This is a genomic window from Escherichia sp. E1V33 (assembly GCF_004211955.1).
In the GTDB taxonomy this organism is placed as follows: domain Bacteria; phylum Pseudomonadota; class Gammaproteobacteria; order Enterobacterales; family Enterobacteriaceae; genus Escherichia.
Map to the genome: position 1 here is coordinate 25808 of NZ_RHJI01000010.1, position 26591 is coordinate 52398.

Below are 26591 nucleotides of genomic sequence, written 5' to 3' on the forward strand. Positions count from 1 at the left end.
TGGCGACGATATCAGATTTACATGAAATATAAGCGTTTCAGTTCGGTTTTGCAATATCTTGCTGATAATTTGTCGACTTTTGTTGTGATCGTGATCGCGTTACGGCCATAAGCGAGCCGCTATCGAGCCGCTTAAAGCTGTTGCGCATTGCCAGCCAGTGAGGAAGATAGGTTTCTGTCCAAGTGGATTTCGCCACGCCAGCAAGTTCTGCCAGCGCCTGGTATTCGTAGGCATCCTTACCCGCCAACTCCGCTTTGACGTCCTGCGCCGCCAGCCAGATAAGCTTCTTCAGGCGCTCCATCGTCTTGCCAGCCATCTTCTTCGCGACGAGCTGCTCCAGGAACTCTGCCCACGCCCACTGGGTTATCGCCACCTGATATTCGAAGCGCACGTTCTCGCTGTAGCTCCATAGCAGCCACGCCCTCTGGTGTTCGTCCAACGACAGTACCGCGCGGCGCCATGATGCTGTAGAGAACTCCACCGGGTTGACCAGTGGAATGTGGGAGCCTTTCGCGCGTGACTGCTGGCCGGGGATCGGCGGGTTATTGGGATTCATTAAACGCCCGTTCACCGGGTTGACCACCTTCATCCTGCCCCGGCTGCGTGGAGTGGCTGTAAACATCGCGTTCTCGGCGAATGCTACCAGTTGACCTTTCGTTGCTCCGCTCATATCTGCCGTGGCCACAATCAGCTGCTGGCGAACGTATTCGAGGTATTGAGTGTTCATTAAGCGGCTTCCTTCTGTGGTTGGCTGGTTTTAGTGTGCTTTGCTATTGGTGGCATGCTGGCGCGCTTAACGCTTTCTGCCTGGTACCGTGCTATCTCGTCTCTGGTCACGGCGCACACTCCCCAATAATGATCTGCCCTTTCTCTCCCCAGAGCTTTGTCACCCGGCCATCCCAGACGCGGCTGTCGTCGTCGAAAATGGCATCGAGTAACGCCTTTTCCAAGTTGTCTTTATCCGGTTTCTGCTGATGAGCATGGCCATTCAGTTGTGCCCGCTTCTTCTGGCTCCAGCTTTTTGGCATGGGAATGATGAAGGTGACGTGATAACCGGATTCAGGCAGGCAGATCCCTAGCAGGCGTACTTCGGCTTTAAAAGCCCAATACGCTGCTGTTGCCGGACGTTTTACCCATCTGTCCCGTTGAGTCATGCGAGGTTTGCTGACAGGAGTAATATCGTAAATATTCATATCTTCACGAGCCCCTCTTTCAGCCAAATAACCTGCGTGCGTGCGTGCCATGCCTTCCAGCGCGCACTCCTTCGCATATTCCGCATCGACAAGACGCGTACGGCGATCAATCTCGTCGTGGCAGCTGCTGCATGCGATGGTGGCGATCAGGTCAGGCGGCTTGATTCCGGTACCGCATAGACCAGCTATACGGATATGTGCCAGCACCGAAGTTTCAGAGTTTCCGTTGCATATCCCAGGGATCCGCACCTGGCATTCGCGCCCGCGTGCTGCTTTGCACAAATTAGCCATGCTGCCTCCGTGCCGCGAGACGCAGCCATTTCTGATCCACCAGGCGGGATGTGTAATCTTTGAGAGTGGGTATTTCTGATGGGCTCAGTTCCGGCTTACGCTTGCTGTGCGCCGGTACTTTGTAGATGCCTCCATTCATGACGCGATTGATGAGGTTAGCCATGCTTCTCACCCCACTGTTTCGCCCATTCGATTTCGAGGCGGGATTTCTCGCTGAACTTCACGCTCTGCTGCGTACCGAACCAGTAGATAGCCTCAATGACTTCAACCATCTGCCGAACGGTCATCTTGCTTGTACGCTGACCGAACATCACAACGCCGCCGTCGAGACCAGGTGCCATCCTCTGCTCTTGCTTTTTGGCCTTGGCGACCATCGCGGTGATCAGGTCTTTCCAGTCGTCAGGGTCGTACTTATTGCCGAACCAGGTTACCTGGTCAGAGAGGTCTTTCAGTAACGGCCACATCTTGCGATTCTGATCCAGCGTGCGCGTCATCTCCTTGATGTCGAGAATCAGTGGTCGTCTGGCATCCACCGGCAACTGGCGGATGTAGTTGATAGCGTTCTGCTTGATGGCGTCGTTCATGAGGTGGAATTGTTGCTTCACACGCCACCTCCGGGAGGTAACGCAGAATGCAGAAAATCGCAGGTGCATTTCTGCATCTGTGACAAGGTGAAGAGTTCAGATTGTGGTCGCATTTAAGTCCCCTTAAATGCGCAGAAGTCATCGAAGTTGTTCAGGCTCCGATGACGCGATTATGGCTGGTTGATTTCAGAAAATCAATTATCCGGGGTTGGTCTGAAAAACATACCCATCGGCTGTATCGTGGACAAAATAATAATCTCTATACCCATCTTCGGCCCCAACCACGTTCAAGCTTATGGCCATCTTGTAGGGCATGCCTAGGAAAAGGCCATCACTTAGCTCACTCTTTTCTATAGTGATTTGATGATTTGCTACCGGCCCATTCCTCCCCTGCCGGGTAGAATAAATATATTCAGCATCCATATAGTCACTGAAATGTTCTCGTGTAAAAACCTTCACCTTTTCCATCATTAACTCTCCTGCTTTAGGTAAACCGGATCGAGACTGAGTTTAAAATGGTTTAAGTATTAATGCTCACCTTTATAGCAAAAACTTTAACCGGATCAGGGCCGAAGTGCGGATGTGTTATTACCTTGATTTCATATCCGCCATACGGGACGTCAATTCTACGACTGGAATCATCGCGCTTCGGATATCCTTTTGTGATGATCAGACGGTCATACTCGCGGTTAAAGAGGCGCTTTTTCCAGTAGTCATTAACAAGGCGATACTCTTCCGTTTTCACTCCGCGAATCATGGCATCGAAGTATTCACCTTTGACTGCAAGTTGCAGGTTAGCCACGGTTAACCTCCTGCGGCGGTTCTGGCAGCGGCATCCAGTCGGTGACACTGCGGCTCTGTGTTTCAAAAAATTCATCACCATTGCGGACAATATCGAAAAACTCACCGTCTCGATATTGCGCATAAAGAACGAATGCGCCATCACATAAAATAATTACGTGCTGACCATCCTCAGGCATTCGCTCACTACAGCTTATCCAACAATCCGGATTTGCCGGAGAGTTGCCAGCCTGACCACACGTACAGCGCGTGATACCCATTTCGCCAACAACAAGCCCTTCATCACCGCACTGTTCGCAGTTATGAATACCCTCTATAGCCATAATTCGCTCATCGTCGGTTACATTCTACGCCGCCAGCTCCCTGCACTTGCTCTCGGCGTTAGCGAGATGTACTGCCATATCGGTGAGTTTCAGTTCCAGATTGTGAATAGTCGCATCTGCTGCCCGGAACTCGCTATGTGACTCGGCAAGTTGCAGTTCCAGTTCTTGATAAGTTGGTTTCATGCTGATGTTCTCCCGTAAAACGCCAGTACACGCTGCATTGCTGCCGAGTTCTTGCATTCCTGAAATATCCCGTTGGTACTAACGAGGCCTTCACGTTCCGCTTCTGTGGAGTATCGGTAATACACCGTTCTCCATACCCTTCCTTCAGGGACAATTACTCCGTCATGAAACATGATGTTTGCAGCCTGATTGATGCTGGTCATCGTTGTTCCGCTGGCTGCTGATACATCAGGCGCACAAAAATTTTTATGCGTCTTTAGGTAATTAAGAATTGCCTGCTTACCAGTCATCTCACACCATTCCGCTCGACTTGTTGCGGTTGTACTTCGCCTGCAGCAGTTGGATAGGCGTCGGTCCTCGATCGGCAACTGGTGCGGCAATTGCCCGACGCACAGGCGGCACTGGCTTACCATCACAGACACGCTTCTCCCACATGTCCAGCAGGACACCGGCCTCACGCGCCAGCTCACCATGCGTTAACTGGCGCTCTGTGCTGCGGTGGCGAAGTTCGAGGCAGATGTGGTACATGACCGGCTGTGACCAAGGGAATTGCTCGCTGGAGGTGAATTCGAACGAACGGTTACGCCAGTCCCAGTATTCGGTGATCACCTGTTCAATGGTGATACCCAGTACCCCGCCACTCTGCTTGCACCAAGCGACGAACTGGCCCGGCGACGGCAGAAATGGGCGCTCCTGGCGGCGTGCTATACGCATACCGGCATCAACCTGGGTCATTGAGTGGATCCCATTCTCCTGAAACGCCAGCAGCCACTGACGGCGGAATTCGTTCAGGTCGTCCTGGGTGCGGAAGTTAGCCATGCTGGCCGGAAACGCGGCACGCAGCTGGTTTAACAGTCCGTTGAATACCAGAGCCACCTGCTCAACCGGCGCGCGCTCCTGGTACTGCTCTGGCAGGTTATGGGCTATGCGGCTCATCTGCTCACGGTCGTGGTTACGTAACTGCTCTGCAAAAGATTTCATCGCATAACCTCATAGGCCCAGTCAGTGTTGTTGAAGTCGAGTTCTGGCTTGTTACCTGTCGTTCTGGTTTCACCAGTGATTTGTTTCGTGCGCTGGATATCGAGCTGCGTCCACTTCTCACGCAGTGTTGAAGGGCAAAGCACGTTTCCCTTCCAGAATTTGTCTTCACAGGCCCACTTGAACAGCGTGGCGATCTCCTTGTGAGTTCTCTGGTCACGCTCTCGCATCAGGCGAATATCATTGGCCCATGCTGCATAGTTCGGTTTTCTGGCAGACGAAGAGATGCTTTGCACGACATCGAAGAGCCACTCTGCACAGCGAAGGTCTTCTGAGTTACCCCACTTTGTGCCGCTCTGAATTGCCGCTTCAGGTTTCAAGACAGGAGGTTTCTTTCCAAGCTTGTCAGAGGATTCGTCAGAATTCTCGGACGTAGAGGTCTTATTGTTTTTATTATTGTTAGTTAATGTCTTGTTCTGTTCATCGGTTGGTTTATCGGATGGTTCATCGGCTACCAACCTCAAACCCGCGCCATTACTGCCTTTTCCTTTGTCGGAAGGTTCATCGGAAGGTTCATCGGGTAAAGCGACCTGATACGAGGCGTAATTTGTGATGGTTATCACTGTTCCAAACCGGTTTCCTTCAGTGCTTATCATCCCCTCTTTGATGAAGAAATTAAGCATTCTGGTTACTGCTTGTGGACTCTTTTCTTTCCCGTCCTGATCACGAAGTTTTCTTGCAAGAATGGCCGCTGTAGTGACTAGTTGACCATTTGATAGCTCCCATTGCTTATTGGCAAATTCAACTGTTCTGACGCGGTAGGAAGCCTCTCCCAGCAATCGAACCCAGAGAGCCATTTTTGCGGTATCTTTAGCCCAATCTGTTTGAAGGAGACTTCTGAACAGAGAGAAATGGCCGAACTTTTTGTTCTCCATTCTGTTGCTCCGGAAGTATCCCGGCTCAGGCGCCGGGAAGTTGAATACTCTGGCGATATTTGTCATAATTACTCCTGTGAATTGATCCAGTTAATTCCACCTGAAGGCCGCTTCTGTTCGCGCAGAGCGGCTTTCGCCATTTTTGAAACCGTCATACAACCCCCAACATCATTTGAACCATTTCCATCAGCGGACCGGTTAAGCCAGAGTCAACGCGGTACATCTCCACAATCCCCTCGCTCAGTTCTTTCAGCTTCTGATGCCGTGGCGCATCCATTGCGACGGCAATTTTCGCTTCGCTGGTTTCCTTCTCCATGCGTACCAGACGAGCCATTAGGCTATCTTCCGGCATCAACTTTTCCCGATATTCCAGCGGCAGAACAGCCATGATTGCTGGAGTCAGTTTCCGCACGTTTTCTCGGTACTGCTCGGAGTCGAAGCGGTTATCCAGGAAGCGAAAGAGCTTCTGGCGCGCCCGGCTGATGTCTTCCGGGAAGCTGATAGCAGTCCCGCCCTGCTCCCGATATTCGTTGATGATGAGCGCTGACACCACGTCCTGATTGTCGATAGCAGCTGACCAGCCGCGAACCGCCGCGCGGATCAACTCATGATTATTGTCCGGTTCCGGTTGAGCGCGATTTATCAGCACGCTACTGTGTATTCCGGTACTCTGTTGATACGTAAGTGATTGCATATCGCTATCTCTATCGTTGAATAGTTAATAATTGGCTGATTACTCAGCCGGTTTAATAGGGTTCCAGATTGTTAAAGAGCGGTGAGCTGTTGCGCGGCTCAGGCGATGGAGCCCGGATGCGGAAAAATTGCTGGGAGATCTGGACGAAACTCGTAAGCCTTAATCTCCCCATCAACCGCATTAACAAGGTCGAGCACATGGACTGGCGAAATTCGCTTCTTGCCATTCAGCCAGTCACAGATCGTTGATTGGGCCTTCCCACAACGTTTCGCCAGCTCTTTCTGGCTGCCAGCAATGGCAATCGCCTTTTCTACTGCGGGGTTTTTCATAATCACCTCAACTATCAATTTTAAGCGATTATGATTATCACCCTGGTGAATGTCAATCGCCTATGCGATTTTTTGCTAAACAATCGCATAGGCGATAGGATTAAAGAAAGTGTTTTTAAGGGGTGTGTATGGAATTCTCTGAGCGCTTAGCGCATGCGATGTCTTCCGCAGGATATACGCAGGGCAGGCTCGCAAAAGCTGTAGGGATGGCGCAATCCAGCGTTAATAAGCTATTGAATGGTGCGAGCAGCTCACGCAAAACTGTAGAAATTGCATCGGTTCTCGGTGTGCGTCCGGAATGGCTGTCTACTGGCGAAGGTGAAATGTTTGCCGGTAGCGCAAATGAATCCCCTACACTATACAAGGTTAGAAAGCCAAACAGTGGGATCTATCGCGTGGATGTTCTCGACGTTAAAGCCAGTGCGGGCCCGGGTGCCTTAGTTACCAGCGATTTCATTGAAACCATTAGAGCTATTGAATACACATCTGAGCAAGCGCGCTCTCTGTTCGGTAACCGCCCAGCTGAAAATATCAAGGTCATCACAGTTAGCGGTGACAGCATGGATGGAACAATTTCTCCGGGAGACCAAATCTTTGTTGATATCGGCGTCACTGCATTCGACAGTGATGGCGTTTATGTCTTTGCTTTTGGTAAAACATTACACGTCAAGCGACTTCAGATGCAGCGTGACCGCCTGGCTGTAATCTCTGATAACCCTATTTACGAGAAGTGGTATGTTGAGCCTGGTGATGAAGACCAGTTCTATGTCATGGCAAGAGTGCTTTTACGACAGTCGATAGATTATAAAAGATTCGCATAGCCCGGTTACCGGGCTTAGCACCTCCACCCATCTTTAATCATCTTTTCACGAAGTTCTTCAATCCGCTTGTAATCCTTTCTTTTCTTCAAGATCACCACTAACTGAGAAAATCCATAGTGTGATGGCGGATAGAATTCGCTCGGGTACTTGTTGCCAGTTAACGACTCATATTCTTCTACTCTTTTATCATGAGCCCTCTTCAGCGCCGGAAATGCCAATTCTGTAAGAGCAATCATTTGCTCACACAGATGCTCAGCGCGCGCAAGATTATTAGCTTCATCTCTCAGTTTGTAATATTTCTTAATCTCTTCCTGAAGCCCGAAATGAACTTGAACGATCTGTTCATGACTCAGCCACCGCAACCTATCAACCCACTCTTGAAGTTCCATTTATTCACTCCTTCACCGAAAAAAACAGATTACCACGTAAATAATTTTAATTAAAAATCGCCATATCAATCACACATTTATCGCCTCAGCTATCATTAATATCGTTTAAGCGATTGACTACAATAATCGCCATAGCTATTATTAGCCTATCGAAACGAAACATCGACAGCTGAGCGAAGTTAGCCAGCGGCGGACAGCAAGTCGCCTGCTTTTTAACAAAATGCAGATTTACAGCGTCAATGACCGGTTAAGACCCCTACACGTAAACGTGCTGTATCACCGGGTGCGATCCGGTCGGTGAGAGAATATCCCCGCGCGAGAGCGAGAACGGCGTGAGAACGGGCAACACTGGCAGGGAGTTGACGCTGACCAATACAGGGAATGTTTTGGGCTGGCAGACAGTTATCAGCTAGTTGGTGAGTTAATGGCTCACCAAGGCGACGACGGCCTTCCCTGCTTCCTTGTGGGGAGTCAGAACCAAAGCATTTCTCCCGCATCAGCGGGTAACGACAGAGAGGTGAGATATGGGAGATGTTATAAGGGCGCCGATGATGCTCACGCTCGACGCCAGAGAGGCAGTTCAGAAAATGGAGGAAGCCATAAAGCTACTTAAACTTCCATCCGGGTCCTTTGAAGGTCTTCCGCAGCATGTCATCGACCTGCTTCTTGGCAGCCTTAGTGGCCTGTTCGATAACGTCGTCCTTCGTTATGTTCCTCCCGCAATCAGCACAGGATACATCCACGAAATTACTATCAAAGTCGAAATCGTCGGGTCTCTTGATGAGTTCACTTCCGCAATCGGGGCAGTGAATTTTCAGCGTACTAGTGTTCATTAATCATTCCTTAATTGCCTGTGGAATAGCCAATTTAGCAATTTCCTTTGTCTGTGGAAAGCAAGGAAACCATGCGCCGGGCATGGATAAATACCCCGGCAACAATCTGGAATGTTTTGTAGTGCGGTGAAATGCAGCTGCCAGACAGTAACTGGGAAGATAAGCATCCCAGCACCGCACCACAAAGGATTTCAACACAAGCAGCCCAATGCGGCTTTTTTCATACCTCAGCGGCTTCTCAGAGGACGCTCAGTTATGAACGGCGGCTATCCACCGCCCATTAGCGCAGAAGTCTTGTATTAACCGTTCCGTTCGCCGCGATAAGGCCAAGAGGATTTATGACAGACCTGAAAGAGATAATCGCTAAGCTTTTGGAAGACGCTCGTCACCTTAATGAAATTGCTCCGAATGCTGGCACCGCAGCCCGTATCAAAGAAGCCGAAAAGGCTCTTAAGGCTGCTTCATGACAGTCACCCACAACGGCAAGCAATACACCGTAAAGCGCTGCGCCATTAACAATAACGAATGGCGGCTAACGTCGCTCACCAACCCGCGAGAGCAAGTCACGCTGAACCGCTGGCAGATGCATGTTGCTGGTTTACTGGCTCAGGTGGAGGGTAAGAAATGATGTCTCACTACGGAACGACTCCAATGATTCGCCAGTGCGTCACTCCCGGCATGATGGCACTGCACAAAGGCCGCACCTATCGCGTCTCAGCAGTAATCCAGGAGAGAAAATGGGTATACCTGCACACCGATGCAGAAATCATCCGTCTCAGTGACTGCGTGATTGACGTCCTTCTCGACGGACGCGGAAACCCTATCCAGCACTAACCACCCTATTCAACCGTTCAGCCTGTCTTTCTGCGGGCGGGATCTGCACATCCAAATTTCAGGAGAAACCATGAGCGAAGTAACGGACTTAACTGTCATCGAAATCAAGCCGGAGCAGGCACCAGTGCTTTACGCAGCGGGCGGCCTTGATGCTTACCTCGAACAAATCCGCATGGCAGTAAACGAAGTACCAGACCTGTCCACGAAGAAAGGCCGTGACCGTATCGCCTCTCTGGCGGCGCAGGTATCCCGCAGCAAGACGGCAATCGAAAAACCAGGCCGTGAGTACCTGAAGCGTCTTAAAGAGGCTGTGCGTCCTGCTGAGGCCGAGATTAAGCGTTTCGTTGATGCGTGTAACGAGCTGCGCGATGCGACCCGCCGCCCACTCACAGAATGGGAAGCCGAGCAGGAACACATCAAGGCTGAAGAAGCCATGAACGCGCTGCACGCCGAAGCGCTGGAGATGAACATCAAGTTAGATCTGGAGCTGGCGGGCAAGTTTGAAGCAGACCACGAGATGGCCCTGCTGATGAACGATGCTTTCGACCATGACCGCGAAGAACTGCGTCGCCTGGCGGAAGAGAAACGCAAAGCCGATGAGCAGGCGAAGCGAGAAGCAGACGTGAAGCACCGGAAGACGGTCGGCACAAACATCGTTAACGCGCTAACCAGCCACACCAGCTTAACACACGAACAGGCTATCGAAGTCCTTACCGCTCTGAAAGATGACCTGATCCCCTGCGCGAAAATTCATTACTGAGGCAACCATGAACGCATTCCTCACTTACGACCGTATCGAAGATCGGCGCTGGGTTGAACAGCTGCTCACCGATCAGAAAGAGAAGTGGATCGACGACCGGGCGCAGCAAATCATCGACATGATGCCCAAAGAGCCGTCTGGCCTCTTCCACTTTTCCGTACCGATTGACTCCAGCCCATACGAAGGACTTCGCAGCGATAAAGCTGGCGAGGCATACAACGATTTCATTTCGGCAGTTGCTTACGCCCAAGCGGAATCCGACTGGGAACTCCGTACCGGCTGCCCGTTCTAAGGAGTGATTATGAGTTTAACCCTTGTTGATTTCGTCAAACAACAGGAACCGCTTTTCATTAAGGCGGCCACTGACGAGCGGATGGTGTGGGCGAAGGAAAGCCAGTTCGCCATCCAGTTATTTCAGAACAACGACTACCTCGCCAAGATTGCATTCCAGAACCAGACCAGCACGCAGAACGCGATCATCAACGTTGCGGCTATCGGTATTTCGCTCAACCCAGCTCAGAAGCTAGCTTACCTGGTTCCGCGTAAAGGGGCCATTTGCCTAGACATCAGTTACATGGGCCTGATGCACATTGCGCAGCAGTCTGGCGCCATTAAGTGGTGTCAGTCGGCCATAGTTCGTCGAAACGACCAGTTCCGCCGCGAGGGGCTCGATAAGCCGCCGATCCACATCTACAACGACTTTGACACCGAAGAACAGCGCGGAGACATCGTCGGTTCCTACGTCGTCATCAAGACGGATGATGGCGATTATCTTACACATACGATGCGCATCGATGCTATCTACGCGATACGTGACCGATCTGAAGCCTGGAAGAAGTACAAACAGGACAGCAGCAAAAAATGCCCGTGGGTTACTGACGAAGAGCAGATGATTCTCAAGACGGTTGTTAAGCAGGCTGCAAAATACTGGCCGCGACGCGAGCGCCTTGATGCTGCAATCGACCACGTTAACACCGAGGGGCAGGAAGGAATCAATTTTTCCGATGAGAGGCAATCAGAGCGGAACATTACACCGGTGAGCATGGAAATACTGCAGGAGATTTCCGGCGTACTTATGGCAATGGACAAAACATGGGATGACGATCTTTTGCCGCTGTGTTCTCGCATATTTAAGCGCGACATCCGTGAGTCATCAGAGCTTACTGAGCCAGAAGCCGTTAAGGCTCTTGGATTCCTCAAACAGAGGGCGGCGGCATGACACCAGAAATTATCCTGACGCGTACCGGCATTGACGTTAACACCCTCGAGCAAGGTGATGAGGCGTGGCACCGGCTGCGCCTCGGCGTCATAACCGCCTCTGAAGTGCACAACGTCATCTCCAAGCCTCGATCAGGAAAGAAATGGACGGACATGAAGATGTCATATTTCCATACTCTTCTCGCCGAGGTCTGTACCGGTATAGCTCCAGAGGTTAACGCTAAAGCACTGGCATGGGGTAAGCAGTATGAAGAAGATGCCCGGATGCTATTCGAATTCACTACCGGCGTTAACGTTACCGAATCGCCGATCCTATTCCATGATGAAACCATGCGTACCGCCTGCTCTCCCGATGGTTTATGCAGTGACGGCAATGGCCTTGAGCTGAAATGCCCGTTTACCTCCCGGGATTTCATGAAATTCCGCCTTGGCGGTATCGAAGCCATCAAGTCTGCGTATATGGCCCAGGTGCAGTACAGCATGTGGGTGACGCGAAAAGATGCCTGGTACTTTGCCAACTATGACCCGCGTATGAAGCGTGAAGGCCTGCATTATGTTGTGGTTGAGCGGGATGAAAAGTACATGGCGAGTTTTGACGAAATGGTGCCGGAGTTCATCGAAAAAATGGACGAGGCACTGGCTGAAATTTGTTTTGTATTTGGGGAACAATGGCGATGAAGCATCCTCACGATAATATCCGGGTAGGTGCGATCACTTTCGTCTATTCCGTTACGAAGCGAGGCTGGGTATTCCCCGGCCTTTCTGTTATCCGAAATCCACTGAAAGCACAGCGGCTGGCTGAGGCGATAAATAATAAACGGGGGCTGTATGTACAAAGCGACCCTGAACAGGAGGCAGTATGAGTGCAGTTGGCGATTATTTCTTTGAGTTCCCAGCATCCCGCGGCCTACAGGGAAGCACTGTCACTCTGATGATGACAGTCCCGGCCCGCACGCTGGCACGCGTTCTGGCTTCAGACAACGTTGGCAGTACTCTCGAACGCTCCCAGCGTGAAATCAATCCTGCGCGCGTCAAGAAGTTCTACGAATACCTTGTCCGCGCATATGAAAATAAAGAGCCGTTCATCATCCCGCCGCTGGTTGGAAACTGTAATTCAGAAATCGAGTTTGATGAATACGGAAACACGAATGTCGGCGTTGCACGGTTCCCTATGGACGCCGAAATAAAACTTTTCGACGGCCAGCACCGCGCGGCGGGCATTGCTGAATTCTGCCGCAAATATGGCGAACCAATCAGTATTCCACTGATGCTGACTCACAAATTACCGCTTAAAGCGCGCCAGCAGTTCTTCTCTGATATCAACAACAATGTGTCCAAGCCATCTGCCGCGATCAATATGGCATATGACGGGCGCAATGATGTTGCGCAGGGGATGGTGACGTTCCTTTCGCAGCACGACACTTTCTCAGAAGTAACCGACTTCGAGCATAACGTCGTTCCTGCAAAAAGTAAGCTGTGGGTGAGCTTCAAAGCGCTGAGTGACGCCACAGCCAAGTTTGCCAGTGCGGGGAGTAAGCCGCTTGAAATGGGAGACATCGAATCCATCTGGGAAGCCTGGCTGTCTCTTACACAGATTGATGCGATTCGCCACTGCACGAACCAGGCTGACTACAAGCGCGACTACATTCAGTTCCATGCGGTGATGATCAACGCCTTCGGCTACGCCGTTCAGCGGCTAATGGCTGAACACTCAATCGTCGATATCGTCCAGATGATTGAGGAACTGACGAGCCGTGCGGGCTCCTCTGAGATGGAAGACTTCTTCCTGATTTCGCAATGGGGCGGCGTCTGCGCAAATATCGACAAAGAACGGCCGACCATTATTGCTTCCGTTCCTGCACAGAAAGCAGCTGCTGACCGTCTGGTGCAAATCATCACCTCTAAGCAACTCACGGAGGCGGCATGACAATTTCTAGCGGTGGGCTTCATATTCTGTGTGCTTATGCTTGCCGACATGGGGCTTGTTCAATGACACATCAGCCGGAAAACGCCCTTCGCAGCATTGCCCGTCAGGCTAATTCTGAAATCAAAAAAGCCAGACAGCAGTTTCCAGATAAAAACGTCGATGACATTTGCCGTAGCGTGCTGAAGAAGCACCGCGAAACGGTAACGCTGATGGGATTCACACCGACTCATTTAAGTCTGGCGATCGGCATATTGAACGGCGTCTTTAAGGAACGGTGAACATGAAAATCAAAATCATCAGGGAGCTACAGGCTCCTTTTTTACTGGTCGCGTTCACCTTCAACCGAATTAACCGACAGTTCATGGAGCACTGACCATAGCAGATTTTGCAGACGACGTATCAGTCGTCGAAGAGTTGCAGCGTGAGTCGGTGGTTCCTTGATATAAAGGATTCCAAAGTGCTATTGCGCCATGGACAGAAACCGAAATGTGAGGTTAGATAGCTTCTAATCACAAAAGATTAAAGTTAGACTATATATCGTCTATCATTATACTTACTTATATTATACATGTGGAATTCCATGCTAAATTTCGACCCAAGCAAGCCTTACGCTACTCATGATTTTTTTCCATGAAAAACTTGGATGAGTTAAACACCGATGAACTTGCGTATGTTCATTTATATAACATCGCAAATTCTATAGAACTAAAAAACTGCTATTTATCATCAAGCCTCCATGACTTAAGAGAAACTTTATCCGCATCCTTTAATAATAACAGAACTAATCAATACGTTCCATTAATGACATCTTTTGCCATGATGGACCAAATGGGCACCCTTTACACGCCGAAAGGAAAATCTTCTAACAAGCAAAATGGAATAAAACGTTGCCTTGAGCTTAATACAAATCTACCATCGAATGATATAGAATCATTGGTCTCCCTCAGAAACGGCCTTTTGCATAATGGAAGCTTACTGTGTGAGGCTCAGCATGTGAAACAAACTAATGTTATTTATCGATTAACCAAGAAAAACAACATATTAATTACTCATCCCAAAATCACATGGGATGGGGTATTTCATGATAATCTGAATGATTACACATCAACTATTGATCTGATAAAGCTACGTGATTTAGTTTTCGAGATACATGACAAGCTTTTCAATCTATTGATCCTTAATGATTTAAAAATAGAGATCAGCAACACTAAAGAGTTATATTTTAAATATCTATTCGCACGTCATAAGACTGAGAATATTTAACAGCATCACATAAGAAAACTATGATAAGGCTAAGCAATCATCCCGAAATATTTCATTGCTTGCTCAATAAGAGGGACAAAATTATCAGGGCATTTATAAACCCTTGAGTCAGGAGAAATGCGGTTCGGCGCCTGCCTCATCTTGAATCGATGCATGTGCTTAACATGAGCGATGTGGCATGTTTTTACGCTTACACCATTATGAGCTTTGACGTATTCCTGGATCTGCTTATATGTAGCCATGCACCTATCCTCTTTCAACACAAATCAATATACATGACAGGTAGCGCAACTGATAGCCAGTTATGAGCTGGCTATTGGGTGCCAATACACTGCCACGTTATCCCCCATTTGCCCGGTTCGCCCGGGCTTCTTTTTGCCTGGAGAAAAGCATGCAAACAACAATCAGCATTCAGCCGGTTCTGGTTAACCGTGAGCGCGTTCAGGAGATGCTTGGCGGTATCTCCAGAACCACATTTTATCGAAAGCGCAAACAGTGGGAAGAATCTGGCACACCATTCCCGCAGGAAGTGGAAGAAATCCACCCGCCTAAAGGTGGTGCTCTCTTCCGCTATGTAGAAGTTATTCAGTTCTGCAAAGATAAAGGACTATTGGCTGCACACGCCTGAATCTTATCAGCCCACAATTCCGCTGCTGCCTGCTGCTCGGGGATGTAATCATACTGGTCATAAACAGCCAGCATCCCCGTTAGCTTATGCCCGAGTATTTTCTCTGATACGTGAGGCGCTACACCAAGTTCAGCCATCTTTGTTTTGCACGTTCTTCGCAGGTCATGCAAGGACCAATGCTCCCCACCCATAACCTCTTCAACCTGCCCCGCAATGGAAATCAATGTACTGGCCGCCATAGGTCTGTCCACCTGTAACTTCGCAGGCGGAAATACGATTGACTGTTCGGGGTACACATCAAAAACCTTCTGTAAATAATCGGCTGCAAGCTGAGAAATCCCACGCACAAAGCGCTTACGCGTTTTCGAGTTCTCTTTCGGTATAACCCACTCCCGCGCCTTCAGGTCAAAATCACCCTTCCTTGCCAGCCTCAATTCAACGCCGCGACAACCGGTAAGGGCTACAATGCGGATCAGCATTTTGTTTTGCCATGACATTTTGGTTTTATCGATAGCATTCCAGAACGCGCCTATCTCATCATCATTCAGGAATCTCTCCCCGTCATCCGGTCGGCTACCGACATCATTAATTTCGAGCAACATTAGCGAATTTGAAGTAATACGTTTTCGGCGCAGCGCATAGCGGATCACCTGCTTCATCTTCACCAGAACGTTACCGGCTTGTACCGGGGAACCACCTTTCGTTATGCGCAGGAATATCTGCTCCCACTCAACTGGGCTCATTTCATCTGCTATCAGTCGACCATAATTGTCGGTAACGTGAAGCTTCAGCATCCGTTTCCAGTATTCGTACTTCACCATTTCTTTCACTGATGGCGTTTCAAGCCACTCATCAACGAGAGTATTGATGCTCGGTGAACTGGATACGATGTCCCTGGCTTTCTTCCGCTGCATTGCCGGGTCGCGTCCCTCTTCCAGCCAGCCCTTGCATTCCTCCATCGCGTCGCGGGCTTCTTTGATCGACATCTTGCCGTACGTGCCAAGTTTTAGCCGGGCCGGTTTCCCGTTGAAGCGATAGCGATACTGAAAGGTGATAAGTCCCTTTGGACTGATCCTGGCAGAAAGCCCACCACCATCAGCAATCTCCTCTGGTCCATCATATGGCTTGCCAGCTATACGTCTGAGTTTGGTATCGTTGAGAGGCATGCTTGTCCCTGTTCAGCTTTGTCGGAATTGGTACACAATTTGGTACACAGATTCTACGACACGAACGCGGACAAGATGAACTAAATTGAAACGGGTAAATTAAAGAAAGTGAGGCGTGATGCGGAATTGGTGAAACAGACAGGAACAGACAGGAATGAGGTGAAATTCTGGATGGTACTTACACGAAAGATCACATACAAAGATTCATATGAAATTTATCAAAAAGGTTTGGGCTGATTCCCGCTTCACTCTGCGAAATATGTCACAGCATGCTGATTGGCGATGCCAGACCTACACCCACTTTCTGATAATACCGCTTGGCAGTTTACACGGTAATTGTTATCGGGCAAAGCGACAATCATCATGTTCGATATGATATAAATCAATACAGGCAACACCTGACCCTTTTGTTACACTCGATTATTGAAGATTGTAAATCCCCTGGAAAAACGCATGCCGACAAAACGTTTCAACAAAAAACACTGGAAGATGGTGGTAGTCTTGCTGTCTATTTGCGGCGCGATGCTGTTGCTGCGCTGGGCAGCGATGATTTGGGGCTGAATGGTGAGGCGCTATCAACAAACAATGCAGCCAGACCGCATAACACGGCCCGGCACATTATTACATCCTGTAGCCCAGCGATAACGTTGTGCGACGATCGGTATGTTCCGGCGCAGACTCAGGCGGTTCTGAGTTCCATGTAACGTTGTAGGCCACCTTCAGACCGAAATGTTCATTGATGGCAACATTTAATGCGCTTTCAGAGTTCAGCGTAGTGTCTTCGGCACCAAAAACCGATACACCCTGGGTAAATTTAGCGTTGTCGGTCAACTGCCATGCATAAGCTCCGGAGGCATAACCCAGCGGCTGCGTTTTACTGGCATTATCGGTATATTTGTCGTAACGCACGCCAGGGCCGAATTCAAAGCGGAAGCTGTGTACCGGTCCATTTAAAAACTGGCGACCATAACCCGCAGTCAATACATCTCGTTCCCGATAACCGTTATAACGGTCTGTCAGCCAACTTGCCTGACCAAACAGATAATCATAATCAGTTAAATTAAAACGGCTACGCCCACCTGCTGCATATTTTTCCGAAGAACGCTCATCATTAGAAGAAGTATTGCTGGCATTCCCCCACAGCGACCAGGCAGTAGTATGCCCATACCAGGTCATAGTGGTATCAGCCGTGAGTGAGGAACTTTTCGTGTTGCCTGATTGTGCAAGGTAGCCTGCATTCAGATTACCTTCGAAAGGTTTTTTTGCGCTGGCAGGATCGTCCATGACAGTAAAAACGGAATCATCGGCAGTTGCATTCAGAGACGCAAACATACCCCCCGCCAACATAACGATGGCAGGAACTGTCTTCAAAAGCTTCATTTATTAAAAGTCCGTACAACAAAAAAAGAGACCATCGCGGTCCCGGAAACTTTCTTAAGGATCAAAGAGTAGCGTCCCTGGAAAGGTGACAAATTATAAAAAGGAGTGAAAAACTTAGCAATGACTTCTTATTTCATTTTTTGAATAAGCGCGTTGCGAAAACAGATATTTATTTATATATCTTTACCTTATTAATTTTATATAAATATCTAATAAATCATATTGTTAATTTCTTCACTTTCCACTGATTCAGTGCCAGACTGAAATCAGCCTATAGGAGGAAATGATGGTACGTATCTATACGTTGACACTTGCGCCCTCTCTCGATAGCGCAACAATTACCCCGCAAATTTACCCCGAAGGAAAACTGCGCTGTAGTGCCCCCGTGTTTGAACCTGGTGGCGGCGGTATTAATGTCGCCCGTGCCATTGCTCATCTGGGCGGGAGCGCGACGGCTATATTCCCGGCCGGCGGCGCGACCGGCGAACATCTCGTCGCTCTGTTGGCCGATGAAAATGTTCCTGTCGCCACAGTCGAAGCGAAAGACTGGACCCGCCAGAATCTGCATGTACATGTGGAATCCAGCGGTGAGCAGTATCGCTTTGTCATGCCCGGCGCAGCTTTAAGCGAAGATGAGTTTCGTCAACTTGAAGAACAAGTTCTGGAAATCGAGTCAGAGGCTATTCTGGTTATTAGTGGTAGCCTGCCACCAGGCGTGAAACTGGAAAAATTAACGCAGCTTATTTCTGCTGCGCAAAAACAAGGGATCCGCTGCATCGTCGACAGTTCCGGCGAAGCCTTAAGCGCGGCACTGGCGATTGGTAATATCGAGTTAGTTAAACCTAACCAAAAAGAACTCAGCGCACTGGTAGGTCGCGAGCTCACTCAACCCGATGATGTGCGTAAAGCTGCGCAGGAAATCGTTAATAGTGGTAAGGCCAAACGGGTCGTCGTTTCCCTTGGTCCACAAGGAGCTTTGGGGGTAGATAGCGAAAACTGCATTCAGGTTGTGCCACCGCCGCTAAAAAGCCAAAGTACCGTCGGTGCTGGCGACAGCATGGTAGGGGCGATGACATTGAAGCTGGCAGAAAATGCCTCGCTTGATGAAATGGTTCGTTTTGGCGTGGCTGCGGGTAGTGCCGCAACACTCAATCAGGGGACACGCCTGTGCTCCCATGACGATACACAAAAAATTTACGCTTACCTTTCCCGCTAATCGAGACATTCCCCCACCGGTTGGGGGAATCACCACAAACCTGTCGGCAACGCGTTTATGCGACTATGCTAAAAAATCACGCGATAACAAAGAGGTGAATTATGGCTGGTGGCGATCTTGTCCGTTATGTCATTACCGTCATGCTGCATGAAGATACATTAACTGAAATTAATGAGTTAAATAACTTTCTGACACGAGATGGCTTTTCACTGACCATGACAGACGATGATGGGAATATCCATGAACTAGGGACGAATAGCTTTGGCCTTCTCAGTACGCAAAACGAAGATGAGATAAGAGAACTCGTTGCCGGACTCGCTCAGAGCGCTACAGGCAAAGACCCCGAGATAAGGATAACCACCTGGGAGGAGTGGAATAGCAACAAATAAAGTTTTTTGGGCAATAATCAGTCTGTGGTGTGCGTTAGCTCGTGTTTTTACACCTTATTCTTGCGCTAACCTTATGATCTGGCAGACAGCATGGGAGAGACATCATGTGGCAGGTAATCAGTCGTCTTTTGAGCGAGCAGTTAGGTGAAGGCGAAATCGAACTGCGTAATGAACTGCCTGGCGGGGAAGTCCATGCCGCATGGCATTTACGCTATGCAGGACGTGACTTTTTCGTCAAATGTGATGAAAGAGAATTGCTTCCCGGTTTTACCGCCGAAGCCGACCAACTGGAATTGTTGTCTCGCAGTAAAACCGTCACCGTACCCAGAGTTTGGGCCGTTGGCGCTGACCGTGACTACAGTTTTCTGGTGATGGATTATCTCCCTCCTCGGCCGTTGGATGCACATAACGCCTTTATTTTAGGGCAACAAATTGCGCATCTACATCAATGGAGCGACCAGCCACAATTTGGCCTCGATTTCGACAACGCCCTTTCTACTACCCCTCAACCCAATACCTGGCAACGCCGCTGGTCAACGTTTTTTGCTGAACAACGGATTGGCTGGCAACTGGAGCTGGCAGCAGAAAAAGGGATCGCCTTCGGCAATATCGACGCCATCGTCGAGCATATCCAGCAGCGCCTGGCCTCACATCAGCCGCAACCATCACTGTTGCATGGTGATCTATGGTCAGGGAATTGTGCGCTAGGTCCGAATGGCCCGTATATTTTCGACCCAGCTTGTTACTGGGGCGACAGAGAGTGCGATCTGGCGATGTTGCCGCTACATGCAGAACAGCCTCCGCAAATCTATGATGGTTATCAATCAGTTTCACCGCTACCGACCGATTTCCTCGAACGCCAACCGATTTACCAGCTTTACACTTTGCTAAACCGTGCAAGGTTGTTTGGCGGGCAGCATCTGGTTGTTGCTCAACAATCATTGGATAGATTGTTAGCCGCATGACGGGAGTCGATGATAATGGCCGCACCGCGCGGCCTTTGTATTAAATGAAACCAAGCAGAGAAAAGAACACGTATCCCGCAGCGATGCAAATTACCGGCAGGATATAAAGTGAAAAAAACTGTGTGAAGATAGTATGGCGTGGAACGACAATGCGCGACTCGATCTGTTCACGCGATAACCCCTCTTCCCCTTTAGCCTTCTCCAGAAGGAGTTGATCTTCAACGCCTTCGCGCAAGAAGCGCGCCTGACGACTCATGCGTGCTCCAGAGTCTTGCAACGCCAGTCCGACAAATATCAGGATAAAGATCACCCAGAACATAACGTTCACACCACCATTAAAATTGGGCGTCGGGGAGTTATACCAGAACAGATTCAAAAAAGGCGTATTCGCCTGCATCATATCGATCATGACATGGGCAAAGTCGAGCATTACCGCATTAATGCCTTCCTGGGTTTCTTGCCGGGTATTCATAAACTTCAGCAAGGAAATCAACGTGGAAACAAGTGTTGGTATAAAAATAACCCAACCGAAAATCCTTTTCAAAATAGCAATGCGTCCAGCTTGTTGATACGTCATGAGTTCTCCTTGATTAAGACGCGTCGATTCACTTAGTTTACCTGTAGATATCTGTTTTCGCCCATTCTTTAAAGGCGATATGATAGGCGCTTAATCATAAGCACTGCTAAATACCTTACACATAATGCTCTAAAGGAGAGGTTGTAATGTCAACCCCACGACAGATTCTTGCTGCAATTTTTGATATGGATGGATTACTTATCGACTCCGAACCTTTATGGGATCGGGCCGAACTGGATGTGATGGCAAGCCTGGGGGTGGACATCTCCCGCCGTAATGAGCTACCAGACACCTTAGGTTTACGCATCGATATGGTGGTTGATCTGTGGTATGCCCGGCAACCGTGGAATGGACCGAGTCATCAGGAAGTGGTAGATCGGGTGATTGCCCGCGCCATTTCGTTGGTTGAAGAGACGCGTCCATTACTGCCTGGCGTGCGTGAAGCCGTTGCTTTATGTAAAGCGCAGGGCTTATTAATTGGTCTGGCTTCAGCGTCACCGCTGCATATGCTTGAAAAAGTGCTGACCATGTTTGACCTACGTGACAGTTTCGATGCCCTCGCCTCCGCTGAAAAATTGCCTTATAGCAAACCGCATCCGCAGGTTTATCTCGACTGCGCAGCAAAACTGGGCGTTGATCCAATCGCCTGCGTGGCGCTGGAAGACTCGGTTAATGGCATGATCGCCTCGAAGGCAGCACGAATGCGCTCCATCGTCGTTCCGGCACCGGAAGCGCAAAATGATCCACGTTTTGTGTTGGCGAATGTAAAACTTTCATCCTTGACCGAACTCACCGCGAAAGACCTCCTCGGTTAATAAAAAGGGGGCGTGGTAACACAGCCCCTGGTTGCTTATCTGAAATCACGTTCAACTGATGATTTTATCATCACATTGTGATGAAGAGTTACACCGTCACCACTTCCGCGCACTGTATAAAAACCCTATACTGTACGTATCGACAGTTTAGTGAGTTTTATCATGACGGCGGAAGGTCACCTCCTCTTTTCTATTGCTTGTGCGGTGTTTGCTAAAAATGCCGAGCTTACACCCGTGCTGGCACAGGGTGACTGGTGGCATATTGTCCCTTCAGCAATATTAACTTGCCTGTTGCCTGATATTGACCACCCAAAGTCGTTTCTTGGGCAGCGATTAAAGTGGATATCAAAACCCATTGCCCGCGCTTTTGGTCACCGTGGCTTTACCCACAGCCTGCTGGCGGTTTTCGCTCTACTGGCGACCTTTTACCTGAAAGTCCCAGAAAGCTGGTTTATTCCGGCTGATGCTTTGCAAGGTATGGTTCTCGGTTATTTGAGTCATATTCTTGCTGATATGCTGACCCCCGCTGGCGTTCCCCTCCTCTGGCCGTGTCGATGGCGTTTCCGTCTGCCGATTCTGGTTCCACAAAAAGGCAACCAGTTAGAACGTTTTCTCTGCATGGCGTTGTTTGTCTGGTCGGTGTGGATGCCCCATTCACTGCCCGAAAACAGTGCCGTGCGTTGGTCATCGCAAATGATTAATACCTTGCAGATCGAGTTTCATCGCCTTATTAAGCATCAGGTTGAATACTAAAAAAACAAAAATTGCTTTTCTGGAATAAGCCATTCCATTTGAATATAAGAGCCAGCTCACAGTTCTGTTAATCTTGCGTCAACACTATGGCTACTGCGTAGCGATAGAAATAATAAGATCAGGAGAACGGGGATGAACTTTCCATTAATTGCGAACATCATAGTGTTCGTTGTGCTGCTGTTTGCGCTGGCCCAAACCCGCCACAAACAGTGGAGTCTGGCCAAAAAAGTGCTGGTAGGTCTGGTGATGGGTGTGGTTTTTGGCCTTGCCCTGCATACCATTTATGGTTCTGACAGCCAGGTACTCAAAGATTCTGTTCAGTGGTTTAACATTGTCGGTAACGGCTATGTTCAGTTACTGCAAATGATCGTCATGCCGCTGGTATTTGCCTCCATTTTAAGTGCGGTTGCCCGTCTGCATAACGCGTCTCAACTAGGAAAAATCAGTTTTCTGACCATCAGTACGCTTTTGTTTACCACGCTGATTGCGGCGCTGGTCGGTGTGCTGGTCACCAACCTGTTTGGTTTGACGGCTGAGGGGCTGGTTCAGGGTGGCGCTGAAACTGCGCGTCTGAACGCTATCGAAAGCAACTATGTCGGTAAAGTCTCTGACCTGAGCGTTCCGCAGCTTGTCTTGTCCTTTATCCCGAAAAACCCGTTTGCAGATCTGACCGGCGCCAATCCGACGTCAATTATCAGCGTGGTAATTTTTGCGGCGTTCCTGGGCGTTGCAGCACTGAAACTGCTGAAAGATGATGCGCCGAAAGGTGAACGTGTCTTAACCGCTATCGATACGCTGCAAAGCTGGGTGATGAAACTGGTTCGCCTGGTCATGCAACTGACGCCATACGGTGTTCTGGCACTGATGACCAAAGTTGTTGCAGGTTCCAACCTGCAAGACATCATTAAACTGGGTAGCTTCGTTGTCGCTTCCTACCTCGGTCTGCTGATTATGTTTGCAGTGCATGGCATTCTGCTGGGCATTAATGGCGTAAGCCCGCTGAAATACTTCCGTAAAGTCTGGCCAGTGCTGACGTTTGCCTTCACCAGTCGCTCCAGCGCTGCGTCTATTCCGTTGAATGTAGAAGCACAAACGCGTCGTCTGGGCGTGCCTGAATCCATCGCCAGTTTCGCCGCCTCCTTCGGCGCAACCATTGGTCAGAACGGCTGTGCCGGGCTGTATCCGGCAATGCTGGCAGTGATGGTTGCGCCTACGGTTGGCATTAACCCGCTAGACCCAATGTGGATTGCGACACTCGTTGGTATCGTCACGGTAAGTTCAGCAGGTGTTGCAGGCGTTGGTGGCGGTGCAACATTCGCCGCACTGATTGTACTCCCTGCAATGGGCTTGCCGGTAACGCTGGTGGCATTGTTAATTTCCGTTGAACCACTTATCGATATGGGCCGTACGGCACTGAACGTCAGCGGTTCTATGACCGCAGGTACACTGACCAGCCAGTGGCTGAAGCAGACCGATAAATCTATTCTGGATAGCGAAGATGACGCCGAACTGGCTCACCGTTAACCCTGGCTTATAACGCAAAACGCCTGTCATCCCGACAGGCGTTTTTTTCACTCTTCGACCTCATTCTCTTGTCGAATCTGATTCGCCCAGCGCTGGGCCGCCTCCGGCACACTAAACGCCGGTGAGCGCAAGAATGACTCCCCCACCAGAACAAACGCCACATATTTGCTACGTAGTATCCAGACATCACGAAACGAATCCATTTTAATCGCATGCTCCGGCGGCGCAGGTTCCGTGCGCGGGACATAGCTAATAATCGGGCGGTTTTGCTGACGTAGCGGTTTCTTCATTACTGGCTTCACTAAACGCATATTAAAAATCAGAAAAAATGTAGTTTAGCCGATTTAGCCCACGGCCGTCCTGCTTTGCGTACATCTTCAAATACTTTCGCCGACACCACTTCCGGAGCGAGATACCCCTGATGGTCTATAGTTAGAGGGTTTTTTGACCAAAAAAGCGGCCCTTTCAGCAATGAAATAAGGAGACGAGTTCAATGTCGCAACATAACGAAAAGAACCCACATCAGCACCAGTCCCCCCTGCACGACTCGAACGAAGCGAAACCAGGAATGGACTCACTGGCACCTGAGGACGGCTCTCATCGTCCAGCGGCTGAACCGACGCCGCCAGGCGCGCAGCCTACCGCGCCAGGCAGTCTGAAAGCCCCTGATACGCGTAACGAAAAACTCAATTCCCTGGAAGATGTACGTAAAGGTAGTGAAAATTATGCGCTTACCACCAATCAGGGCGTGCGCATCGCTGACGATCAAAACTCACTGCGTGCCGGTAGCCGTGGTCCAACGCTGCTGGAAGATTTTATTCTGCGCGAGAAGATCACTCACTTTGACCATGAGCGTATCCCGGAACGTATTGTTCATGCGCGAGGATCTGCGGCTCATGGTTATTTCCAGCCGTATAAAAACTTAAGCGATATAACCAAAGCCGACTTCCTGTCTGACCCGAACAAAATCACCCCAGTGTTTGTCCGTTTCTCTACCGTTCAGGGTGGCGCTGGCTCTGCCGATACCGTGCGTGATATCCGTGGTTTTGCCACCAAGTTCTATACTGAAGAGGGTATTTTTGACCTCGTTGGCAATAACACGCCGATCTTCTTTATCCAGGATGCGCATAAATTCCCCGATTTTGTTCATGCGGTAAAACCAGAACCGCACTGGGCAATTCCACAAGGGCAAAGCGCCCACGATACTTTCTGGGATTATGTTTCTCTGCAACCTGAAACTCTGCACAACGTGATGTGGGCGATGTCGGATCGCGGGATCCCGCGCAGTTACCGCACCATGGAAGGCTTTGGTATTCACACTTTCCGCCTGATTAATGCCGAAGGGAAAGCGACGTTTGTGCGTTTCCACTGGAAACCACTGGCAGGTAAAGCCTCGCTGGTATGGGATGAAGCGCAGAAACTCACCGGACGTGACCCGGATTTCCACCGTCGCGAACTCTGGGAAGCGATTGAAGCAGGCGATTTCCCGGAATACGAACTGGGCTTCCAGTTAATCCCGGAAGAAGACGAATTCAAGTTCGATTTCGACCTTCTCGATCCGACCAAGCTTATCCCGGAAGAGCTGGTGCCGGTACAGCGCGTCGGCAAAATGGTGCTTAACCGCAACCCGGATAACTTCTTTGCTGAAAACGAACAGGCGGCCTTCCACCCAGGTCACATTGTCCCCGGTATCGATTTCACCAACGACCCGCTGTTGCAGGGGCGTTTGTTCTCCTATACCGATACGCAGATAAGCCGCCTTGGCGGGCCGAATTTCCACGAAATTCCGATTAATCGCCCGACCTGCCCTTACCATAATTTCCAGCGTGACGGCATGCACCGCATGGGAATCGACACAAATCCGGCAAACTACGAACCGAACTCGATCAACGACAACTGGCCGCGCGAAACACCGCCGGGGCCGAAACGCGGAGGATTTGAATCATACCAGGAGCGCGTAGAAGGCAACAAAGTTCGCGAGCGCAGTCCATCGTTTGGCGAATATTATTCCCATCCGCGTCTGTTCTGGCTAAGTCAGACGCCATTCGAGCAGCGCCATATTGTCGATGGTTTCAGTTTTGAGTTAAGCAAAGTAGTTCGTCCGTATATTCGTGAGCGCGTCGTTGACCAGCTGGCGCATATTGATCTCACTCTGGCCCAGGCGGTGGCGAAAAATCTCGGCATCGAGCTAACGGATGATCAGTTGAATATCACCCCGCCACCGGACGTAAACGGCCTGAAGAAAGATCCGGCGCTGAGTCTGTACGCGATCCCGGACGGCGATGTGAAAGGCCGCGTGGTGGCTATCCTGCTCAACGATAAAGTGAAATCGGCAGATCTGCTGGCGATCCTCAAGGCGCTGAAAGCGAAAGGCGTACATGCCAAACTGCTCTATTCGCGTATGGGTGAGGTAACGGCAGATGACGGTACGGTATTGCCGATTGCCGCAACGTTTGCCGGTGCGCCTTCGCTCACGGTGGATGCGGTGATTGTCCCTTGCGGTAATATTGCGGATATCGCAGACAACGGCGATGCGAACTATTACCTGATGGAAGCCTACAAACACCTTAAACCGATTGCGCTGGCGGGAGACGCCCGCAAGTTCAAGGCGACAATTAAGGTTGATGATCAGGGTGAAGAAGGGATTGTAGAAGCCGACAGCGCCGACGGTAGTTTTATGGATGAACTGTTAACACTAATGGCTGCACACCGCGTGTGGTCACGCATTCCTAAGATTGACAAAATTCCGGCGTAAATATGGGTGGCGCAACTGCGCCACCTTTGCCTGATGCGCTGCGCTTATCAGGCCTACCGGATATTCA

At 49.8% G+C, this 26591-nt stretch carries 40 protein-coding genes and 2 pseudogenes; 22 read left to right on the forward strand and 20 right to left on the reverse strand.

Annotation, left to right across the window (positions count from 1 at the left end; genetic code table 11):
- Window positions 1–37: 37 nt before the first annotated feature.
- The 15 genes and pseudogenes from D9742_RS08130 to D9742_RS08190 all read right to left on the reverse strand — a co-directional run bounded on the left by D9742_RS08130 (window position 38) and on the right by D9742_RS08190 (window position 6311).
- Window positions 38–727, reverse strand: a complete 690-nt coding sequence (locus D9742_RS08130) for a bacteriophage antitermination protein Q (protein WP_130236559.1) — start codon at window positions 725–727, stop codon at window positions 38–40.
- Entirely contained in the window at window positions 727–837 is a 111-nt protein-coding gene (locus tag D9742_RS23135; protein WP_165382773.1) for a hypothetical protein, read from the reverse strand. The genes D9742_RS08130 and D9742_RS23135 overlap by 1 nt, the downstream gene beginning before the upstream one ends.
- Window positions 834–1193, reverse strand: coding sequence for a RusA family crossover junction endodeoxyribonuclease (locus tag D9742_RS08135; RefSeq protein ID WP_130236560.1), 360 nt, complete (start codon window positions 1191–1193; stop codon window positions 834–836). Before D9742_RS08135 ends, D9742_RS23135 begins: the two co-directional genes overlap by 4 nt.
- Window positions 1190–1484, reverse strand: a pseudogene (locus D9742_RS08140) (DUF1364 domain-containing protein). The gene D9742_RS08135 and the pseudogene D9742_RS08140 overlap by 4 nt, the downstream one beginning before the upstream one ends.
- Window positions 1477–1647 carry a NinE family protein gene (locus D9742_RS08145; RefSeq protein WP_107164404.1) on the reverse strand — a complete coding sequence of 57 codons (171 nt, stop codon included), beginning with the start codon at window positions 1645–1647 and terminating at the stop codon, window positions 1477–1479. Before D9742_RS08145 ends, D9742_RS08140 begins: the two are co-directional and overlap by 8 nt.
- Entirely contained in the window at window positions 1640–2089 is a 450-nt protein-coding gene (locus D9742_RS08150) for a recombination protein NinB (RefSeq protein WP_130236561.1), read from the reverse strand. Before D9742_RS08150 ends, D9742_RS08145 begins: the two co-directional genes overlap by 8 nt.
- A gap of 177 nt (window positions 2090–2266) precedes the next feature.
- A complete protein-coding gene (locus D9742_RS08155; protein WP_130236562.1) occupies window positions 2267–2539 on the reverse strand; it encodes a hypothetical protein in 273 nt (90 codons plus the stop codon).
- 49 nt (window positions 2540–2588) lie between these two features.
- Window positions 2589–2870, reverse strand: a complete 282-nt coding sequence (locus tag D9742_RS08160; RefSeq protein WP_130236563.1) for an ASCH domain-containing protein — start codon at window positions 2868–2870, stop codon at window positions 2589–2591.
- Window positions 2863–3078, reverse strand: a pseudogene (locus D9742_RS08165) (DUF551 domain-containing protein); the annotation flags it as partial. The gene D9742_RS08160 and the pseudogene D9742_RS08165, both read right to left, overlap by 8 nt.
- A 138-nt stretch (window positions 3079–3216) precedes the next feature.
- Window positions 3217–3375 (reverse strand): hypothetical protein, encoded by a 159-nt coding sequence (locus tag D9742_RS23140; RefSeq protein WP_165382771.1) that lies wholly within the window; start codon window positions 3373–3375, stop codon window positions 3217–3219.
- Window positions 3372–3665 (reverse strand): protein ren, encoded by a 294-nt coding sequence (locus tag D9742_RS08170; RefSeq protein ID WP_130236564.1) that lies wholly within the window; start codon window positions 3663–3665, stop codon window positions 3372–3374. Before D9742_RS08170 ends, D9742_RS23140 begins: the two co-directional genes overlap by 4 nt.
- A 1-nt stretch (window position 3666) precedes the next feature.
- Complete coding sequence (locus D9742_RS08175) at window positions 3667–4356, reverse strand: replication protein P (protein WP_130236565.1); 690 nt, start codon at window positions 4354–4356, stop codon at window positions 3667–3669.
- Window positions 4353–5354 (reverse strand): replication protein, encoded by a 1002-nt coding sequence (locus D9742_RS08180; RefSeq protein WP_240780468.1) that lies wholly within the window; start codon window positions 5352–5354, stop codon window positions 4353–4355. The genes D9742_RS08175 and D9742_RS08180 overlap by 4 nt, the downstream gene beginning before the upstream one ends.
- 85 nt (window positions 5355–5439) lie before the next feature.
- The gene (locus D9742_RS08185) at window positions 5440–5982 is read right to left on the reverse strand and encodes a toxin YdaT domain-containing protein (protein WP_130236566.1); all 543 of its coding nucleotides are present in this window, start codon (window positions 5980–5982) and stop codon (window positions 5440–5442) included.
- Window positions 5983–6080: 98 nt separating this feature from the next.
- Complete coding sequence (locus tag D9742_RS08190) at window positions 6081–6311, reverse strand: YdaS family helix-turn-helix protein (protein WP_130236567.1); 231 nt, start codon at window positions 6309–6311, stop codon at window positions 6081–6083.
- 128 nt (window positions 6312–6439) lie between these two features.
- Here D9742_RS08190 and D9742_RS08195 point away from each other — a divergent pair, with 128 nt between their 5' ends.
- On the forward strand, window positions 6440–7132 hold the full coding sequence (locus tag D9742_RS08195; RefSeq protein WP_130236568.1) for a helix-turn-helix transcriptional regulator: 693 nt from the start codon (window positions 6440–6442) through the stop codon (window positions 7130–7132).
- Window positions 7133–7146: 14 nt separating this feature from the next.
- Here D9742_RS08195 and D9742_RS08200 read toward each other — a convergent pair whose 3' ends face one another.
- Complete coding sequence (locus tag D9742_RS08200) at window positions 7147–7521, reverse strand: hypothetical protein (protein ID WP_130236569.1); 375 nt, start codon at window positions 7519–7521, stop codon at window positions 7147–7149.
- Between the two features lie 524 nt (window positions 7522–8045).
- On the opposite strand from D9742_RS08200, the gene D9742_RS08205 reads away from it, so the two are divergent.
- The 13 genes from D9742_RS08205 to D9742_RS08260 all read left to right on the forward strand — a co-directional run bounded on the left by D9742_RS08205 (window position 8046) and on the right by D9742_RS08260 (window position 14984).
- Window positions 8046–8357, forward strand: coding sequence for a hypothetical protein (locus D9742_RS08205; RefSeq protein WP_130236570.1), 312 nt, complete (start codon window positions 8046–8048; stop codon window positions 8355–8357).
- A gap of 335 nt (window positions 8358–8692) precedes the next feature.
- Entirely contained in the window at window positions 8693–8821 is a 129-nt protein-coding gene (locus D9742_RS23390) for a hypothetical protein (RefSeq protein WP_276319632.1), read from the forward strand.
- Window positions 8818–8982: a hypothetical protein gene (locus D9742_RS23145; protein WP_165382774.1), complete on the forward strand. Its 165-nt coding sequence runs from the start codon at window positions 8818–8820 to the stop codon at window positions 8980–8982. The genes D9742_RS23390 and D9742_RS23145 overlap by 4 nt, the downstream gene beginning before the upstream one ends.
- Window positions 8979–9188 carry a cell division protein FtsZ gene (locus tag D9742_RS08210; RefSeq protein ID WP_107164391.1) on the forward strand — a complete coding sequence of 70 codons (210 nt, stop codon included), beginning with the start codon at window positions 8979–8981 and terminating at the stop codon, window positions 9186–9188. The genes D9742_RS23145 and D9742_RS08210 overlap by 4 nt, the downstream gene beginning before the upstream one ends.
- A gap of 70 nt (window positions 9189–9258) precedes the next feature.
- Window positions 9259–9948, forward strand: a complete 690-nt coding sequence (locus tag D9742_RS08215; protein ID WP_130236571.1) for a hypothetical protein — start codon at window positions 9259–9261, stop codon at window positions 9946–9948.
- Between the two features lie 7 nt (window positions 9949–9955).
- Window positions 9956–10240, forward strand: coding sequence for a host nuclease inhibitor GamL (gamL, locus tag D9742_RS08220; protein ID WP_130236572.1), 285 nt, complete (start codon window positions 9956–9958; stop codon window positions 10238–10240).
- Between the two features lie 9 nt (window positions 10241–10249).
- Window positions 10250–11167 carry a RecT family recombinase gene (locus tag D9742_RS08225; RefSeq protein WP_130236573.1) on the forward strand — a complete coding sequence of 306 codons (918 nt, stop codon included), beginning with the start codon at window positions 10250–10252 and terminating at the stop codon, window positions 11165–11167.
- Window positions 11164–11844 carry a lambda exonuclease family protein gene (locus D9742_RS08230; protein WP_130236574.1) on the forward strand — a complete coding sequence of 227 codons (681 nt, stop codon included), beginning with the start codon at window positions 11164–11166 and terminating at the stop codon, window positions 11842–11844. Before D9742_RS08225 ends, D9742_RS08230 begins: the two co-directional genes overlap by 4 nt.
- Window positions 11841–12029 (forward strand): DUF1317 family protein, encoded by a 189-nt coding sequence (locus tag D9742_RS08235; RefSeq protein WP_130236575.1) that lies wholly within the window; start codon window positions 11841–11843, stop codon window positions 12027–12029. Before D9742_RS08230 ends, D9742_RS08235 begins: the two co-directional genes overlap by 4 nt.
- Complete coding sequence (locus D9742_RS08240) at window positions 12026–13093, forward strand: DGQHR domain-containing protein (RefSeq protein ID WP_130236576.1); 1068 nt, start codon at window positions 12026–12028, stop codon at window positions 13091–13093. The genes D9742_RS08235 and D9742_RS08240 overlap by 4 nt, the downstream gene beginning before the upstream one ends.
- Window positions 13094–13155: 62 nt before the next feature.
- Window positions 13156–13371 carry a cell division protein ZapA gene (locus D9742_RS08245; RefSeq protein ID WP_205712872.1) on the forward strand — a complete coding sequence of 72 codons (216 nt, stop codon included), beginning with the start codon at window positions 13156–13158 and terminating at the stop codon, window positions 13369–13371.
- 352 nt (window positions 13372–13723) lie between these two features.
- Window positions 13724–14356 (forward strand): hypothetical protein, encoded by a 633-nt coding sequence (locus tag D9742_RS08250; RefSeq protein WP_130236578.1) that lies wholly within the window; start codon window positions 13724–13726, stop codon window positions 14354–14356.
- 391 nt (window positions 14357–14747) lie between these two features.
- Complete coding sequence (locus D9742_RS08260; RefSeq protein WP_032936075.1) at window positions 14748–14984, forward strand: hypothetical protein; 237 nt, start codon at window positions 14748–14750, stop codon at window positions 14982–14984.
- Here the strand turns inward: D9742_RS08260 and D9742_RS08265 are convergent.
- On the reverse strand, window positions 14942–16150 hold the full coding sequence (locus D9742_RS08265; RefSeq protein WP_130236580.1) for a site-specific integrase: 1209 nt from the start codon (window positions 16148–16150) through the stop codon (window positions 14942–14944). The genes D9742_RS08260 and D9742_RS08265 overlap by 43 nt on opposite strands.
- A 453-nt stretch (window positions 16151–16603) precedes the next feature.
- Between D9742_RS08265 and yniD the strand changes: the two genes are divergently transcribed.
- Complete coding sequence (gene yniD / locus D9742_RS08270; protein ID WP_064529152.1) at window positions 16604–16711, forward strand: small membrane protein YniD; 108 nt, start codon at window positions 16604–16606, stop codon at window positions 16709–16711.
- A gap of 60 nt (window positions 16712–16771) precedes the next feature.
- Here yniD and D9742_RS08275 read toward each other — a convergent pair whose 3' ends face one another.
- Window positions 16772–17530 (reverse strand): YdiY family protein, encoded by a 759-nt coding sequence (locus D9742_RS08275; protein WP_130236581.1) that lies wholly within the window; start codon window positions 17528–17530, stop codon window positions 16772–16774.
- A gap of 286 nt (window positions 17531–17816) precedes the next feature.
- Here D9742_RS08275 and pfkB point away from each other — a divergent pair, with 286 nt between their 5' ends.
- The 3 genes from pfkB to D9742_RS08290 all read left to right on the forward strand — a co-directional run bounded on the left by pfkB (window position 17817) and on the right by D9742_RS08290 (window position 20100).
- Complete coding sequence (gene pfkB, locus D9742_RS08280) at window positions 17817–18746, forward strand: 6-phosphofructokinase II (RefSeq protein WP_130236981.1); 930 nt, start codon at window positions 17817–17819, stop codon at window positions 18744–18746.
- Between the two features lie 101 nt (window positions 18747–18847).
- Window positions 18848–19135, forward strand: a complete 288-nt coding sequence (gene ghoS / locus D9742_RS08285; RefSeq protein ID WP_130236582.1) for a type V toxin-antitoxin system endoribonuclease antitoxin GhoS — start codon at window positions 18848–18850, stop codon at window positions 19133–19135.
- A gap of 104 nt (window positions 19136–19239) precedes the next feature.
- Entirely contained in the window at window positions 19240–20100 is an 861-nt protein-coding gene (locus tag D9742_RS08290; protein WP_130236583.1) for a fructosamine kinase family protein, read from the forward strand.
- A 40-nt stretch (window positions 20101–20140) separates the two neighbouring features.
- On the opposite strand, the gene D9742_RS08295 is transcribed toward D9742_RS08290, so the two are convergent.
- On the reverse strand, window positions 20141–20677 hold the full coding sequence (locus D9742_RS08295; RefSeq protein WP_130236584.1) for a YniB family protein: 537 nt from the start codon (window positions 20675–20677) through the stop codon (window positions 20141–20143).
- Window positions 20678–20823: 146 nt separating this feature from the next.
- Here D9742_RS08295 and hxpB point away from each other — a divergent pair, with 146 nt between their 5' ends.
- From hxpB to tcyP, 3 genes are all read left to right on the forward strand, one after another.
- Window positions 20824–21492, forward strand: coding sequence for a hexitol phosphatase HxpB (hxpB, locus tag D9742_RS08300; RefSeq protein ID WP_130236585.1), 669 nt, complete (start codon window positions 20824–20826; stop codon window positions 21490–21492).
- A gap of 162 nt (window positions 21493–21654) precedes the next feature.
- A complete protein-coding gene (locus tag D9742_RS08305; protein WP_064529159.1) occupies window positions 21655–22245 on the forward strand; it encodes a metal-dependent hydrolase in 591 nt (196 codons plus the stop codon).
- A gap of 132 nt (window positions 22246–22377) precedes the next feature.
- Window positions 22378–23769: a cystine/sulfocysteine:cation symporter gene (gene tcyP, locus D9742_RS08310; protein ID WP_130236586.1), complete on the forward strand. Its 1392-nt coding sequence runs from the start codon at window positions 22378–22380 to the stop codon at window positions 23767–23769.
- A gap of 47 nt (window positions 23770–23816) precedes the next feature.
- Here tcyP and cedA read toward each other — a convergent pair whose 3' ends face one another.
- Entirely contained in the window at window positions 23817–24080 is a 264-nt protein-coding gene (gene cedA, locus D9742_RS08315) for a cell division activator CedA (protein WP_130236587.1), read from the reverse strand.
- 182 nt (window positions 24081–24262) lie between these two features.
- On the opposite strand from cedA, the gene katE reads away from it, so the two are divergent.
- Window positions 24263–26524 carry a catalase HPII gene (gene katE, locus D9742_RS08320; RefSeq protein ID WP_130236588.1) on the forward strand — a complete coding sequence of 754 codons (2262 nt, stop codon included), beginning with the start codon at window positions 24263–24265 and terminating at the stop codon, window positions 26522–26524.
- The last annotated feature ends 67 nt before the right edge of the window (window positions 26525–26591 follow it).